The following is a 16,478-nucleotide window of genomic DNA, read 5'->3' on the forward strand; positions in this document are numbered from 1 at the left end:
GTTTACATTCTTATGTATATCTTTGTTTTTCAACATTTTTAATATAATTTTATGAAAATTAAATTTACCTTTCTTGTTATATTTTCTGCTGTTTTTGTTTTCGGGCAGAACAAAATTTTTCAGCATGCCGTTTCTGAAAACAGTCTGAATGCCCATCAGAAAATCAGTACAAACCTGGCTTCCACTTATGTTTCAACGAAGTATTACCAGCAGCCTTCTTTCGATTTAAAATCTGATTTACAAATTGTTTTACCGGATAATAAAGAAATCAAAGCTCAGTTCAGCAAAACTTTTACCTACAGCAATAAAAGCGAATCTTTTGTATATACCATTGAAAACGATGCAAAAGCAGAACTGGTTTTATCGAAATACGACAATATTGTAACAGGAATGTACGCATCCGGAACAGGTGAAAAAGTGATGTTTCATCAAACGGAAGGTAATATATTTGCGGTTTCTTCAGTAAATGAATCTGGATTGATTAACCAGGATGCTAAAAGTGATTTTATACTGAATGAATCTGGAATTTCACAGAAAGTCAATGCCAATGTCTGTCTAGACACCTCTCCTATCTGTCCCGCTACCACGATTGATGTAATGGTTGTTTTTACTCCTGCAGCAAGAACTTTATGGGGTGGCAATGCACAAAGTAATTCTTTCATTGCGACGGCTATCACCAATTTTAATACCGCACTTATAAATTCCGGAGTTACTAATGTGGCGATCAATTTAGTCTATGCCGGAGAAGTTGCATACACAGAATCCGGAGATATCAACACCGATTTAACCAGATTCAGAACCACCAATGATAGTTTTATGGATGACATCCATACCTTAAGAGCAACATACGGAGCAGATCTTTGTGGATTAATCACCTCAACGCCTACTTCAACCTGCGGCTTGGGATATTTAAATACCAATCCTGGCAATTACTCTGCAAATTCAGCATTCACGGTATCTATCTACAGCTGTGTAGTATCCAATTATACCCTTTCTCACGAGATGGGTCATAACATGGGTCTAAATCATGACTGGTATGTGAGCTCAAGCGCGTTGCCTTGTGAACATCATCATGGATACAGCAATCAGATTGCAGTCGCAGCCGGTGCTTCAAGTACCAACTCTCAACGTTGGAGAACCATTATGGCGTATAATGACGAATGTGCAGACAGCGGAATCAACTGCACCAGAATTAACAGATGGGCCAATCCTTCTATTAATTACAATGGCGCCCCCACCGGAATTCCTATCGGGGACTTCAACCCTTCTAACGAGGCGTATGGTTTTGTCCGTTTTGCCTGTGTTGTTTCACAGTTTATGCCAACTTCAGGATTGGGCACTTTTGAAATCAAAAATAATGAAGTAAAAGATTTTACGATTTATCCGAACCCTGCAAAAGAAGAAATCAATATCTGGATAAAAAATGATGAAAAATACAGGTTTAAAATCATCAATCCTGTAGGACAGATTGTTTTGACAACCGATAAAAAAACCATCAATCTGAGCGGGCTCTCTTCAGGAGAATATTTTCTAAGTGTGTACAGTGAAAATAATTCGTTCATTGGAAGCAAGAAGTTTATCATTAAATAATTTATTTATTTTCATAAAATGAAGTCCTCCGAATAATCTACTTTTATTCGGAGGATTTTAATTTATATGGTATCTTGCAGTATGAATTTTCTCGCCCATTCTTTTCTCACCTTTTCCGACGGACAGATTGTCGGGCAGTTTCTGGAAGATTTTATCCGAAACAAGGAGCGTTATAATTTCCCTCAGGATATTCAGGATGGGATTACACTGCACAGAGCGATTGATACCTATACCGACGCTCACCCCGCTATTCATGAGGCAAAAAAAGTATTCAGCCCTTTGGTGCGTTTATATTCGGGAGCATTTGTGGATGTCTCTATGGATTATTTTCTGGCAAATGATCTGAGTTTCCATTCATTAGAAGGCTGGAAACAACATTCTCAAAGAGTATACCGCGTTTTAAATGAACATCAGCAATTTCTCCCCGAAAACTTCAAAAGAATGCTGATCAAAATGGAACATGACGACTGGCTGTATAATTACCGCGAAGACTGGGGAATTAAATTCAGCATACAGAATGTTTTGAATAAGGCTAAATATCTGGATAAAGGTATTCCTGTTTTTCAGGCGTTTTTAGATCATAAAGATATACTTCAGAAATGCTATGACCAGTTTTTTCCGGATCTTCTGGCGCATGCAAAAGCGGAAAATGCTTTGCTACAGCTTCATAAATAATTTTAAAATTGCTGGTACAGATACCGATTGGGATAGGTAAGCTTTTCACTTTTACGCTTTCCTTTTACAATGATGTGCACAATATTGATCTGGTCATCAAAAAGATTGTACAGAAAACTTACGGCAGCTTCTATCTTTTTAGGATTTTCGATCTTTTCAGATTCAAGAAAAATATTGACCGACTCATTGTCTTCTTCATAGCCGATATAACTGACTTTTAAAAACTTATTGCCGGTTTTCAGCTTTAAATATTCTGAGCTGTAGTTTTTTAAAGCTTCGTTGAGCTGTATTTTATATTTTGCATCATTAAAATGAAGCGGTTTATCATATTTTTTATGCAGCGCATCTTCAAGATCATCCAGAAAAAAGCGGCCTGTAATCTCGAAGGTTTTCGATGTAGAATTATAATTGATTTCTACAGAACCTACATGATAAGGATGTTTTTCATCGGTGAATGATAAGAACAGAAAAAATGATAAAAGAAACAGACCTATATTCTTCATAGTAGTAATTAAGGAGTTCCGAAATTAATCATTATTTTCGTAATCCTTTATACTACCATGACAATGCAGGACTTCTTATTTTACCTGAAACTCGGTTGGGAACACATTATTTCGCTGGATGCGCTTGATCATCAGCTGTTTATTTTAGCGTTAATTGCTGTGTATTCTTCAAAAGACTGGAAAAAAATACTTATTTTGGTGACTGCTTTTACCATTGGGCATTCTATTACATTAGCATTAAGTATCTTAGATATTATTAGATTGCCTTCGAATTGGGTTGAATTTCTAATTCCGCTGACCATTGTCCTGACTTCTTTAGGAAATCTGATCATCAAAAATAAAAAAAATCAGCACGATAAAATTCATTATTACTTAGCATTAATTTTTGGGCTCATCCATGGGATGGGATTTGCCAATACCGCAAGAATAATGATCGCAAAAAGCCAGAGTATTGCCGTACCGCTTTTAGGATTTAACATCGGTTTAGAACTTGGGCAGATGATAATAGTTTTTGCAGTTTTAGCAATAGTTTTTATTTTGTTTAATCTTTTTAAAGTCAGACAGAAAGACTGGATCTTGTGTGTATCATCCGGAGTTTTTGCATTGGCATTAAAAATGGCTTTAGAAAGGATTCCATTGTAATACAGAAATTGTATTTACCAAATAATTAAAGCTAACCCTGAAACATTTTCAACTTTTCAGCTACTTATTATTATATTTGATCATTCAATAAAATCTTCGGCATGAAATTAAAAGTAACTACGCTTTCGGTATTTTTATACATCGGCGTATCAGCCCAGAATATTCAAAACAACCCCGGAAGCAACCATGGGAACAAATTTGAGCAGATGGGAACTATTCTCCCTACTCCCAATGTATACAGAACAGCTTCAGGAGCACCGGGCCACGCTTACTGGCAAAACAGGGCAGACTACGATATTTCTGCTTACCTGGATGAAGACAAAAGAAATTTAAAAGGTGCTGAAACCATCACCTATTACAATAATTCTCCCGACGATTTAGAGTATATCTGGCTTCAGCTGGATGAAAATCAGCAGTCAACTGTAAAAAAAGCAGATTTTCCGTTTTCATCTACTCTTCCGAAATCTTCGAATGACCAGCAGCTTAAAACAACCGATCTTCCTTCAAAAGACAACGGATATGGGGTAAAGCTTGAAAAAGTAACCGACGCTTCCGGAAATCCTTTACAATATACCGTCAATAAAACCATGATGCGGATTGATCTGCCTAAAGGTTTGAAAAAAGGAGAAAAAATTACCTTTAAAATAGACTGGAACTACAATATCCCTAATAGAATGAAAATGGGCGGCCGTGGCGGCTACGAAAATTTTGCGGAAGATGGCAATGATGTGTATACCGTTACCCAATGGTTTCCGAGAATGTGCGTATACAGCGACTTTCACGGATGGCAAAATCATCAGTTTACCGGAAGGGGTGAATTTGCTTTAGTATTCGGGAATTATAAAGTTTCAATGAATGTTCCCGCAGACCACGTGATCGGAGGAACCGGTGAATGTAAAAATTACGAACAGGTTTTAACGCCTGAACAGTTCTCAAGATATAAAAAAGCGCAAACCTCTGCTGAACCGGTAGAGATCGTTACTTTAGACGAAGCCAGAAAAGCAGAGAAAAACCACTCAAAACAAAGAAAAACATGGATTTTTGAAGCAAAAGACGTCAGAGATTTTGCATGGACAGCATCCAGAAAATTCATCTGGGACGGAATGGGTGTTACCATTCCTGAAAACAGCAATAAAGTAATAGCCATGAGCTTCTACCCTAAAGAAGCATACGGTTTATACAGAAAATATTCTACAAAAGCAGTTGCTCACACCATTAAAACCTATTCAGAATTTACCATTCCGTATCCGTATCCGGTTGCGCAATCAGTAGAAGCAGCCAATGGAATGGAATATCCGATGATCTGCTTCAACTTCGGGAGAACAGAAAAAGACGGAACCTATTCTGAAGGCACCAAAAACGGAATGATCGGCGTAGTGATTCACGAAGTGGGACACAATTTTTTCCCGATGATCATCAATTCAGACGAAAGACAATGGAGCTGGATGGATGAAGGGTTAAACACCTTCACAGAATATCTTACAGAAGAAAGATGGGATAACAAATTTCCTTCAAAAAGAGGACCGGCTTGGACAATCGTAGATTACATGAAACTTCCTAAAGATCAGCTGGAACCAATCATGAGCAATTCTGAAAACATCATCCAGTTTGGCCCGAATGCCTATTCAAAACCTGCAACAGGATTGAATATTCTTCGTGAAACCATTATGGGAAGAGAGCTTTTCGATAAAGCTTTTAAAACCTATTCTAAAAGATGGGCGTTCAAACATCCTGAACCCGCAGATTTTTTCAGGACCATGGAAGATGCAAGCGGTGAAGATTTGGATTGGTTCTGGAGAGGATGGTTCTATGGAACAGATCCTGTGGATATCGCGATTGATAAGGTAACCGTTGCGACTCCTGATTTAGAAGCAGTTCCCAAAGCGAATGAAACTACTTACAAAGTGGATAAACCCTTACAGAACGAATTTGAAGATGTATCAAAAATAAAAAACAGGGAAGATAAAAATATTACGTTTACCGTAGAGAAAGACAAGGAGCTTCAGGATTTCTATTACCGATACGACAGAGGTCAGGAAAAGATTGACAATAATAAAGAGTATACCATCAAAACTGAAAACATGACTTCTTTAGAGACAAAAGATAAAGACAAATTCAGAAATATCACTGCGTATCAGATTGACTTCAGCAATAAAGGCGGCTTGGTAATGCCACTAATCCTTGAATTTACTTTCGAAGACGGTTCCAAATTGAGAGATAAATCTTCCGCACAGATCTGGAGACAGAATGAGCAAAAAGTTTCTAAAACATATTATTTTGACAAAAAATTAAAATCAGTACAGCTCGACCCGATGCGTGAAACGGCAGATATCGACACTTCAAACAATGTATGGAACAATGAAAGCGGTAATGCCGAAACCTCAAAATTCCAGGTATTTAAGCAGAAACAGGATGGCGCTGTAAGAGGCGGAGCAAGCGGTAAGGTAAACCCGATGCAGGCGGCAGGAAAGAAATAATTCATTATCAAAGAATTTAATTAATTTCGATGAAAATTAGATGACTATGAAAATATTTTTTGTACAGAAACTGAAAAACTTGTTTTGTATTTTGCCGGTTCTGTTATGCAGCTTTATACAAGCACAAAATGTTAATATTCCAGATGTTAACTTTAAAAATGCTTTAATTTCTGTTGGGGTAGATACGAATAATGATGGAGAGATACAGGTAACTGAAGCGCAGGCTATTGATAATGTGCTCAATCTTGAAAATAAAAACATTTCAGATTTAACAGGAATAAAGGCATTTACAAATGTCAAAATTATGTATGGCAGGTATAATAATCTTACAAGTATTGATATGAGTGGGATGACAAATTTACAGAATCTCGGTTTAGCATACAATGATCTTATTACTGCTAACTTAAGTGGAATGACAAATTTAAAGGGTCTCAGCTTGGATCATAATAATCTTACAAGTTTTAACTTAAATGGCGCTACGAATTTAAGAAATTTTTATTGCAATAATAATCAGTTGACTTCTTTCGATTCTAGTAACCTTACAGGAGCAATATTATTAAATTATTTTAATATAGGTAATAATCCCTTATCGTCAGTGCACATTGCTAATTTTCCCAGCTTAACATATTTCACTTGTGCGAATAATCAGGTGCCTTCAACTTTTACTTTTAATAATTTGCCTAATATAAATAGAATTTATCTGGATAACAGCAAGGTAACTTCCATACAATTAGGTGGTCCACAAACCTTAAAAATTTTGAGTCTTCAGAATAATCTACTCGAAAGTATTTCTTTCCAGGACGGTTTTTTACAAAACCTCCAGTATTTAAATTTGTCATCAAATCCTATTCAGTTTATTTGCAAGGACAGTTATGATGTATTACCCGCAAACCCTAACATTCCACAATTAACAAGTGGTTGTATTTTATCAACACAGGAAGTCTTAAAAAAAGACAAGAATTTGATTATATATCCAAATCCTAGTAAAGATTATATTAATTTCAGTGATGAGGTAAAACAAATAAAAATATACAGCTCAGCAGGTACACTTGTATTTGATAAAAAAGATAATAAAGATTCAAAGATTAATATCTCTCATCTTCCGGCCGGCGTTTATTTTATAACAACCGAATTCGGAAACAGTAAATTCATAAAAGAATAAGTATTCTATAATTATCTTATAAAGTCATTCATTTTGGATGGCTTTTTTTCTGCCAAAATTTCATACCCTCAGAAAAAATCTGCCAAAATTCTCGTTTCGGGCCATTGGCATACATTTAGAGATTTACGAAACAGAAATAATTTAAAAAAATAAAAATATTATGTCAGTAAACTTTAAACCCTTAGCAGACAGAGTGCTTATTGAGCCCATCGCTGCCGAAACTAAAACAGCTTCAGGTATTATTATCCCGGATACAGCCAAAGAAAAGCCACAAGAAGGCACCGTAGTCGCAGTAGGTCCAGGTAAGATAGATGAGCCTACCACTGTGAAAGTAGGTGACAAAGTTCTTTACGGAAAATATTCAGGTTCTGAATTAAAATTAGACGGAAAAGATTTCTTAATTGTAAAAGAGTCTGATCTTTTAGGAGTAATTGAGTAAAAATTTGTAAAAAGTAAAATGTATTCATGTAAAATGACTTCATGGATATAAAATTCATTAATACATTGTACAAAGTACATTAATACAATCAAAATATTATGGCAAAAGAAATAAAATTCGATATCGAGTCAAGAGACGCTTTAAAAAGAGGAGTTGATGCATTAGCGAATGCAGTAAAAGTAACTTTAGGACCCAAAGGGAGAAACGTAGTGATCGAAAAATCTTTCGGTGCACCGCACGTAACCAAAGATGGTGTTTCTGTAGCAAAAGAGATCGAACTTGAAGACAGAGTAGAAAACATGGGAGCGCAGATGGTAAAAGAAGTAGCTTCCAAAACCAATGATATCGCAGGAGACGGTACCACTACCGCTACTGTTTTGGCACAGGCTATCGTAAGAGAAGGTCTTAAGAACGTAGCTGCAGGTGCAAACCCAATGGACTTGAAAAGAGGGATCGACAAAGCGGTAACGGCTGTTGTGGCTAACCTAAAAGAGCAGTCTAAGCAGGTTGGAGATTCTACCGAAATGGTGAAGCAGGTTGCTTCCGTTTCTGCGAACAACGACGAAACAATCGGATCTCTGATCGCTGAAGCATTCGGAAAAGTAGGAAAAGAAGGGGTAATCACGGTAGAAGAAGCAAAAGGAATCGATACAACGGTAGACGTTGTAGAAGGAATGCAGTTTGACAGAGGATACCAATCACCCTATTTCGTGACCAACCCTGAGAAAATGACGGTTGAATTGGAAAACCCATATATTCTTTTGGTTGAGAAAAAAATCTCTTCGATGAAAGAATTGCTTCCTGTTCTTGAACCGATCGCACAAAGCGGAAAATCATTATTGATTATTTCTGAGGAAGTAGAAGGTGAAGCTTTGGCAACTTTAGTCGTAAACAAATTAAGAGGTTCTCTTAAAATCGCTGCGGTAAAAGCTCCGGGATTTGGTGACAGAAGAAAAGCAATGTTGGAAGATATCGCCATCTTAACCGGTGGACAGGTAATTTCTGAAGAGCAGGGTTTCACGATGGAAAACATCTCTCTAGATATGCTGGGAACGGCTGAGAAAGTATCGATCGATAAAGACAATACAACCGTAGTAAACGGTGGTGGTGAAGACAGCAAGATCAAAGGAAGAGTAAACCAGATCAAAGCGCAGATGGAAACCACTACTTCGGATTACGACAGAGAAAAACTTCAGGAAAGACTGGCAAAATTAGCCGGTGGTGTTGCCGTATTATACGTAGGAGCTGCTTCTGAAGTAGAAATGAAAGAGAAAAAAGACCGAGTAGACGATGCCTTAAACGCTACGAGAGCAGCGGTTGAAGAAGGAATCGTTGCAGGAGGAGGTGTTGCTTTTGTAAGAGCGATCTCTGCTTTAGCAAACCTTGAAGGAATTAATGCTGACGAAAGCACAGGAATTAAAATCGTAAGAAGAGCGATTGAAGAACCATTGAGACAAATCGTTGCCAATGCAGGAGGGGAAGGTTCTGTGATTGTAGCGAAAGTAGCTGAAGGAACAGCAGACTTCGGATACAATGCTAAAACAGATGAGTATGTAAACATGTTGGAAGCAGGAATTATCGACCCTACAAAAGTAACGAGAGTGGCTCTTGAAAACGCAGCTTCTGTTGCAGGAATGTTGTTAACCACGGAATGTGTGATCACGGAAGTGAAAAGCGCAGAACCTGCCATGCCAATGGGAGGTGGAATGCCGGGAATGATGTAACGGTCAGCGACCGAGGCAATTTAATATATAAACCGCTCTGCTTTTGTGGAGCGGTTTTTTTGTTTAAATCGTAAGGAAATAGTATATTTAATGATTAACAAATATATAGCTAAAACCAAAACAACATTAACGCATATTGTCATAATGCGTAAATTTGGATTTTATCTGCAATAATACACCAACTTTATGGCTAGAGGAATTTACGCTGGAATGACAGATTATTCTCATCAAACTTTAGAAGATATAAGAGATGATTTAAATAATGAAATAAAAAGTTTAAAATCAGATATAGAATATTTAGAAACAAATATTCAAACCCTTATTTCAAATGATTATTGGAGTACTAATGTGCCAAATAATTTTAAAGGTCAAATCGGATATTGTTTAAGAGCTTATAAAACTGCCATTAAAGAGTTCAGTGAAATTTCAAAAGAAATAGAAATAAAAGTTGAACAACATCATGTTAATCGATTAAAAAGAATTGCTCAAACCGCAGGTGAAATAAATGTTACTATAGGTAGGTTATGGCATCAAGATTATAATGAAAGTTATAAAGATTATGGAAATCCAAACTTTACAAAAGTTGAACAAATTTATAGCAGAACAAGAGATGTAGCTGTAAATTTATTGGATTTTGACAATGCTGCATATAGACTTGAAGATTACATTGGAAAATCACAAAATATGAAAAAAAACAATCCTTGGATTTCAGGATCATTTTATTTATTTGTTGCAATTATAATAATAGTATTGATTGCTGTTTTATCACAAAATATTCCATGGTATACATTACCAATTATTATTATCGGTGGAATTTTAATTATTGGTATAATTGGAGCTCTTCAATTAAAAAACGATGATAAGTTATCAGATAAGAGTTTTGTAGAATTAATGACTGAAACATTTAAAAGTCTACCTCTTTTAAATAAAATGAAAAACAAATAATTACTGCGGATAATATTGTATTGGTAAAATAAGAAACTAAAGTCTGAATTGAAAAATCCATAACTTTTTTGCCATCAATATTTTTCCATTAAGGATAATTTTACAAGACTAATATGAATACGTTTAAAGAGTTTAAATTTGAAAGAAAAAAGGGAATCGTTTGGGTTTGTGATGTAATAAAATCATCCAGTTACTTAAACTCAAATGATTCTGTAGACGATATTGAAGAGTACTTACCAAGACTTTACTGGACAGCAAATAATCTTGTTAATTCATTTGGTGGAACATTTATTAAATGGACAGGGGATGGGTTTTTAGCTTGGTTTGATGTTGATTTGGACAGAAATAAAAGGAAAATTGCTAATAAAGTATTTAAGGCTGCTTGGCATTTAACTTTTTTAAATAATGTGACTCAATTAGGCGTAAAACCTCAAAATAAGTTTGGTATAAGGCATGGGGTAACTTATGAGAAAGATGGATTGTTATTTGAAATTCAAGAACATGGAGATAATCAGTCTCTTGACCTTATTGGACGAGCTGTTGTATTAGCCTTTAGACTTTCTGGAATACAAGCGAAATTTCCAAGCATAGTTACAGAAAAGGAAATTATTTCAGAAAATTCTTCTTATTGTAAATTTATCAATTGGAATCCAACTGAAAACGATATTTTAAAATTCTTTAAGGGAGAGAAATTAGGTATAGAGGAAATCATGATTTCCTCTGATAAAGTAGCAGAAAATAATTCAGAAAATATAGAACATTTAAAAAAGAGATTAAACAATTTAATTAATGAAGTAGATAATAATATTTCAACGGATAAAGAAATAGAAGAATGTCTTTTAAAATTTTTAGAATTAATGAAGAGTGGGCCTAACTGGTGTAACGATGTTATAAATTTAGAATTAGAGTTCAATAAAAAAATGCTAGAAACATTAAAAGAAACAAAAACATTTTTAATAAGCGATAAAAACTCATAACAACCATTTTGCAAAAGCTAAAGTTTGTGCAAATAAAATGTATTGCCAAAATTCCCGCCTTCGCAAAGCGCAATACGCTATTCTTTTATCTGATAAGTTAATAAAAACAAATCCCAGCTTTCGCTAGGATTTTTTCTTTATTTCTATTTCTTTCACAAATTCATACTTTTCTTCCAAAATTGACTGTTCTGGCCAAAAATCTTTTGGAGAACATCTCCCTCGCTGCCGCACGAATCCTTTCGTGTGGTTTTTGTAAAAAACAAAACCCGATGTCGCGGATTTGTAATCCGTAACTTTTCCCTATCTTTAAAACCAAACCTCCACACTCTTGAAAACAAAATCATTCCTCCTTTTACTTTTCGGTTTTTGTTTAGCCAATGCACAAATCCTGAATTTTAAACATCTTTCAGATATGTCTGTAAAAAGAGGAGCGATTAGCAGTGTTATTGCAGGTGACAATATCTATGTGAGCAATGGGTATAAAGATACGGATGGGTATGCAAATTTTATTGAGAAATACAATATTAAAGATAACCGCTGGAGCATCATCAACTCCAGTCTGGTTCCCAAAAGATTCGCCAATTCGGAGACGTACGATAATAAAATTTATATTTTTAACGGGTGGGGAAACAGCCATCTTGAAATTATAGACCTTGAAACTCATCAAAAAACGAAGGGAGCTGTTAACCGTGCCTACACAGGAAATGCCGGTTCTGCCATCCATAACGGAAAAATATATACGTTCGGCGGAAGTGGACTAAACAATGCTGCAACCACTGTATTTTCTGATAGATTCCAATATTATGACATTGCTTCAGATACATGGCATCCGTTACCAAATATGCCCAACGCCAGAGAAGCAAGGGGCAAAATTGTGAATGATAAGCTGTATGTCATTGGTGGGTTTAACGGTACATCGTCCCGTCTGGTCAATGTTTTTGATCTCAACAAAAATCTTTGGACTGAACAATATACGATGCCAGCTGCGATATCCGGCCATTCATTAGCCGTATCCGGTACTAAGATTTTTATTGCGGGCGGTTATAATAATCAAACTTTTTTAGCTTACTTTGATACAGAAACCAATACGTTACATCAGTTATCATCCAATATGATTCCCAGAAGACATGCTGCTGCGGAAATATATAACAATAAATTATACATCATCGGTGGAAGTACAGCATCCTCAACCAAATCATCTATAAAAAGCATTCAGGTTGCAGATATTAGCGAAGAATTACTTTCCGCTAAATAAACAAATGAAGATATATTTAAATCAACAGCGTGTCGCTGAAACTATATAAATTTAAAACCGTTCAGATTTTTCTGAGCAGTTTTTTTAATCTCTACTCGCTAGATGGTTTCGTGCTTCTATAAGAGTAAAGTGCTAAATCTCCGCCTCTTGCCAAGCGCTAAACTGTTACCCATCATTGTAATAAGACCCCGCAAACTAACAACTTACATACATTTTTTAAACTTTAAAAAAAATTCAACAAAAAATTGCGTAGCTAAATAACTACACTTATATTTGCAGTCAAATGACTACATAATGAATTTAAGACGAGACGTTTTTCAAGCTATTTCAGACCCGACAAGACGGTCAATTTTACTTTTATTAACATCACAGACGATGACAGCAGGTGCAATTGCTTCAAACTTTAACACTGCGAGACCAACAGTATCAAAACATTTACAAATACTCACCGAATGCGAATTGCTCAGCCAAGAGCCAAATGGCAGGGAAATTAACTATCAAATAAATGCCAGCAAAATGAAAGAGGTCGCTGATTTTATTGAGCCATTCAGACAAATGTGGGACGACAGGTTCAACAAACTAGAAACAGTTATGAAAAATTATCAATCCAAAAATAAAAACTAATGGAAAACAGAACAACAATAAATGCCGAAGAAGGGAAACAAGATATCTTAATTACGAGAGAATTTGATTTGCCAATTGAATTGCTTTTTAAAGCCTATTCAGAAGCTGAACTTTTAGAACAATGGATGGGAACAAAAGTCGTAAAATTAGAAAATAAAAATCACGGCAGTTTCGAAATTGAAACTACCTACAACGGAAATGTAATGTTTAAAGCAAATGGAACAATTCACGAATTTGTACCAAATCAAAAAATCATCCGAACCTTTGAAATGGAGAATATGCCAATTGGTGTTCAACTTGAATTTTTAGAATTTGAAAAACTAACAGAAACAACAAGCAAACTAAATATGCATGTTATCTACAAATCTAACGAACACAGAGAACAACAATTGAAAATGCCTTTTGCCAATGGCTTAAACATGGCACACGACAGATTACAGGAATTACTAACAAATAGAAGTTAAAAAGAATGGAAAATACGAAAAGTAAAAATATTGCCTATTGGGCAGTTACAGGTTTTTTGTGCTTTGGTATGCTATTAGGCGGTAGCGGACAACTTTACAGAGCAAGTTTTAATGTGGAAGGAATTGTTCATTTGGGCTTTCCTGTTTATGTATTAACTATAATTGGCTTATGGAAGATTCTTGCAGTTGTAGCGATACTTATTCCTAAATATTTATTACTAAAAGAATGGGCTTATGCAGGCTTGTTCTTTCTTTTATCAGGCGGTGTAGTTTCGCATTTTGCAAGCGGAGACGGAATTGTGGAAGCATTACCGATTTTTATGTTTACTTGCTTAACAGTTATTTCCTGGTATTTAAGACCCGCACACAGAAGATTAATTCCATTAAATTCAAAAACTAAAAGATGAACCCAGAAGTAAATTGGTTTTTTGACAAGTCAACAAAATGGCAGGAGGCATACTTAGAGTTAAGAAAACTTGCAGTTTGTTTTGATTTAACAGAAGAGTTAAAATGGGGTTGCCCTTGTTACACTATTGGCAAAAGCAATATTTTTTTGATACACGGTTTCAAAGACTATTGTGCTTTATTATTTATGCAAGGTGCTTTGTTAAAAGACACAGAAAATATTTTAGTGCAACAAACCGAAAATGTGCAATCGGCAAGACAAATTCGTTTCGCCAGTGTTGAAGAAGTATTAAAAAACAAATCCATCATAAAATCTTATATTAAAGAAGCTATGGGACTTGATAAGGCAGGGCTTAAAGTAGCGTTAAAAAAGACTGCAGAATTTAAAATACCTGACGAATTTCAATCAGCATTAAATGAAATATCAGAACTGAAAACTGCATTTGAGGCATTAACACCAGGACGGCAAAGAGGCTATTTATTATATTTTTCATCTGCCAAACAATCCAAGACAAGAAACGAAAGAGTTGAGAAATACATCCCCAAAATACTTGAAGGAAAAGGATTGGATGATTAAAAAGTGAAAAATAACAAACAACACTGCCCGAATATCTTTTTAATTATGTAAAAGAAAAACCACCCCAATAAAACATTCAACCACTCCAACATAACGTTTAACTTCTCCGTCGAAGACATCAAGACCTCCGTTAAGGCAATCAGGTATTCCTTTAATAAGATCAAGCATTCCGTTAAAGCGTTCAACCATTCCGAAGAGGCAATCAAGCATTCCGTTGACGCAATCAACCACTCCGTGAAGGCAATCAACCACTCCGTGGAGGCAATCAAGTACAATTTGTTGCATTTCAGTAGGTTACAACCCCTATTTCAAACCTGAAGAATATCCAAATATCAATAGTGGTTTTAAAAAAACACAATATCAAGCCAAAAGTTTTTTCAGGCACCGGTTTCCAGCCTATACCCTTTCCCGCGGATCACTACAATTTTGATATCCGGATCAATTTCCAGCTTTTTTCTAAGTTTTGAGATAAACATATCCAGGCTGCGTCCCACAATAACGCCATCATCTTCCCAGATTTCCCTTTGCAGGCGGCTTCTCTCGATGATTTCATTGGGAGACTCTGCGAAAATAAACAGTACTCTGCTTTCTGTTGCAGTAAGGGCTACCGTTTTTTCATTAATGTTGAGCGTTTTGTTTTTTGCATCAAACATTAGTGCACCCAACTTGAAAAGATCAAGATGCTGATTTTCGGGCAAACCCTTTCGTGATCTTCCCGATGCAGATCGCCAAAAAATGAAACCGACCAATGCCAAAAATGACAGTCCGCCCAGAAGATATCCACTCTTTGTGGTGCTTATTCCGGTGGGTTTGAATGTGATGCTGATCCGGTAACATCCTTTAGGCTGTTTTCGACCTATGCAGCTTACAATATCATCTTCTTGATGTCCGGCTACGGCATATCCATACGCAACACTGGAGTCGTCACAGTTCAGCACGCTGACAATATAATCACTTGCAGTCGGATCTTTCGCCAGCACACGCTTCGTAAGATTCACCAGGGAGTCCGGCTGAAAACTAAGTTCGTTCTCAAAACTGATCCGGTATTCATTTTCTGCAATCTTTTGTATCGGGAGTACCCTTGATGTACGGTCGCCCGACTGTAAAAGCAGCTCATGCCCTATCCTGCGAAGCAGCACTTCCCTTCTGGAATAATCAAACTTGTCATGATTACCTGTGCTGAAAGCGGCACAGATTAAAAAGATCGATGAGAGCAATAGGAAACCGAATATGTATTTGCGTTTTCCTGAAAGGAGATTTCGACTAAGAGGCATTGTGTCAACGTATTATTTACAAAGTTTACAATTTTATTTACAATCTGAATCCCAAAATCCGAAAAATATCAAAGTATTTTCGCTGAATCAATCTGATACTCTTTAAAAAATCAAAGCAGGCATTATCTGATTGATCAAGAATTAAATCTAATATAATACAACCCGAAAATTATGAAAAAAGTAATCTATACGCTAATCTTATTATTGGTTGTAGCGGGCGCAATCGTATTTGGTTATGCTCCGTTTACCAAAGGTGCCCATCGCGAAATAAAAAATGAAACTGTACAGAAGCGATTCTCAAAAAAGCTTTCTGCCGCTGAAGTACAAGCTGAAATAAAAAAATGGGAAGCCACCCCTGCCGGTAAGCATTTCAAAAAATGGGAAGCCTCTCCTGCAGGTAAAAAAGTATATGCCGCCGAAGATAAAATTTGGAAGCATCTTACAGAATATACTCCTATGGAAGGAGCAGTAACCTCTCTTTCGCTTCCGCCGGGATCAAAATTGGGTTTCGGAGTGATGGTTAAAATTAATGGGGAAGATTATATTCTAACATTTGATGCAGAAAAGTCTCAACGTAAAATTTTGAATAGCATTAAAGTCAACGACAAAATCATGATAAAAAGTCATTATGTATCGCATGCGCCGAAATACGCATATCCAATAATATCATGCGAATCTGCAACAATTGAAGGTAAAGTAATCTTCAAACGGATCCATCGAAAAGGAGGTTGCTGAGTAAAAGATC

Annotated in this window: 18 protein-coding genes; 15 read left to right on the top strand and 3 right to left on the bottom strand. The window is 36.0% G+C overall.

Annotated features, from left to right (window positions below):
- Nucleotides 1-51 precede the first annotated feature (51 nt).
- A complete protein-coding gene (locus N0B16_RS12725) occupies nt 52-1,590 on the top strand; it encodes a zinc-dependent metalloprotease (protein WP_262991324.1) in 1,539 nt (512 codons plus the stop codon).
- A gap of 81 nt (nt 1,591-1,671) precedes the next feature.
- Nucleotides 1,672-2,265, top strand: a complete 594-nt coding sequence (locus N0B16_RS12730; RefSeq protein ID WP_262991325.1) for an acyl carrier protein phosphodiesterase — start codon at nt 1,672-1,674, stop codon at nt 2,263-2,265.
- Nucleotides 2,266-2,267: 2 nt separating this feature from the next.
- On the opposite strand, the gene N0B16_RS12735 is transcribed toward N0B16_RS12730, so the two are convergent.
- Nucleotides 2,268-2,768, bottom strand: coding sequence for a DUF6702 family protein (locus N0B16_RS12735; RefSeq protein ID WP_262991326.1), 501 nt, complete (start codon nt 2,766-2,768; stop codon nt 2,268-2,270).
- A 63-nt stretch (nt 2,769-2,831) separates the two neighbouring features.
- On the opposite strand from N0B16_RS12735, the gene N0B16_RS12740 reads away from it, so the two are divergent.
- From N0B16_RS12740 to N0B16_RS12795, 12 genes are all read left to right on the top strand, one after another.
- Entirely contained in the window at nt 2,832-3,410 is a 579-nt protein-coding gene (locus tag N0B16_RS12740; protein ID WP_262991327.1) for a HupE/UreJ family protein, read from the top strand.
- A gap of 101 nt (nt 3,411-3,511) precedes the next feature.
- Nucleotides 3,512-5,887 (top strand): M1 family metallopeptidase, encoded by a 2,376-nt coding sequence (locus N0B16_RS12745; RefSeq protein ID WP_262991328.1) that lies wholly within the window; start codon nt 3,512-3,514, stop codon nt 5,885-5,887.
- 46 nt (nt 5,888-5,933) lie between these two features.
- On the top strand, nt 5,934-7,049 hold the full coding sequence (locus N0B16_RS12750; protein ID WP_262991329.1) for a T9SS type A sorting domain-containing protein: 1,116 nt from the start codon (nt 5,934-5,936) through the stop codon (nt 7,047-7,049).
- Between the two features lie 160 nt (nt 7,050-7,209).
- Nucleotides 7,210-7,488, top strand: coding sequence for a co-chaperone GroES (gene groES / locus N0B16_RS12755; protein WP_262991330.1), 279 nt, complete (start codon nt 7,210-7,212; stop codon nt 7,486-7,488).
- 98 nt (nt 7,489-7,586) lie between these two features.
- Nucleotides 7,587-9,212, top strand: a complete 1,626-nt coding sequence (groL, locus tag N0B16_RS12760; RefSeq protein ID WP_262991331.1) for a chaperonin GroEL — start codon at nt 7,587-7,589, stop codon at nt 9,210-9,212.
- 186 nt (nt 9,213-9,398) lie between these two features.
- On the top strand, nt 9,399-10,157 hold the full coding sequence (locus N0B16_RS12765; RefSeq protein WP_262991332.1) for a hypothetical protein: 759 nt from the start codon (nt 9,399-9,401) through the stop codon (nt 10,155-10,157).
- Between the two features lie 113 nt (nt 10,158-10,270).
- Entirely contained in the window at nt 10,271-11,134 is an 864-nt protein-coding gene (locus N0B16_RS12770; RefSeq protein WP_262991333.1) for a hypothetical protein, read from the top strand.
- 328 nt (nt 11,135-11,462) lie between these two features.
- Complete coding sequence (locus N0B16_RS12775) at nt 11,463-12,389, top strand: Kelch repeat-containing protein (protein ID WP_262991334.1); 927 nt, start codon at nt 11,463-11,465, stop codon at nt 12,387-12,389.
- A gap of 294 nt (nt 12,390-12,683) precedes the next feature.
- Nucleotides 12,684-13,013 (top strand): ArsR/SmtB family transcription factor, encoded by a 330-nt coding sequence (locus N0B16_RS12780; RefSeq protein ID WP_262991335.1) that lies wholly within the window; start codon nt 12,684-12,686, stop codon nt 13,011-13,013.
- On the top strand, nt 13,013-13,477 hold the full coding sequence (locus N0B16_RS12785) for an SRPBCC family protein (protein ID WP_262991336.1): 465 nt from the start codon (nt 13,013-13,015) through the stop codon (nt 13,475-13,477). The genes N0B16_RS12780 and N0B16_RS12785 overlap by 1 nt, the downstream gene beginning before the upstream one ends.
- Before the next feature lie 5 nt (nt 13,478-13,482).
- Nucleotides 13,483-13,884, top strand: a complete 402-nt coding sequence (locus N0B16_RS12790) for a DoxX family protein (protein WP_262991337.1) — start codon at nt 13,483-13,485, stop codon at nt 13,882-13,884.
- Entirely contained in the window at nt 13,881-14,459 is a 579-nt protein-coding gene (locus N0B16_RS12795) for a YdeI/OmpD-associated family protein (protein WP_262991338.1), read from the top strand. The genes N0B16_RS12790 and N0B16_RS12795 overlap by 4 nt, the downstream gene beginning before the upstream one ends.
- A 39-nt stretch (nt 14,460-14,498) precedes the next feature.
- Here N0B16_RS12795 and N0B16_RS12800 read toward each other — a convergent pair whose 3' ends face one another.
- On the bottom strand, nt 14,499-14,744 hold the full coding sequence (locus tag N0B16_RS12800) for a hypothetical protein (protein ID WP_262991339.1): 246 nt from the start codon (nt 14,742-14,744) through the stop codon (nt 14,499-14,501).
- 92 nt (nt 14,745-14,836) lie between these two features.
- Entirely contained in the window at nt 14,837-15,733 is an 897-nt protein-coding gene (locus N0B16_RS12805; RefSeq protein ID WP_262991340.1) for a winged helix-turn-helix domain-containing protein, read from the bottom strand.
- A 171-nt stretch (nt 15,734-15,904) separates the two neighbouring features.
- Between N0B16_RS12805 and N0B16_RS12810 the strand changes: the two genes are divergently transcribed.
- On the top strand, nt 15,905-16,468 hold the full coding sequence (locus N0B16_RS12810; protein ID WP_262991341.1) for a hypothetical protein: 564 nt from the start codon (nt 15,905-15,907) through the stop codon (nt 16,466-16,468).
- Nucleotides 16,469-16,478 lie beyond the last annotated feature (10 nt).

Source organism: Chryseobacterium gilvum, from assembly GCF_025628965.1.
In the GTDB taxonomy this organism is placed as follows: domain Bacteria; phylum Bacteroidota; class Bacteroidia; order Flavobacteriales; family Weeksellaceae; genus Chryseobacterium; species Chryseobacterium gilvum.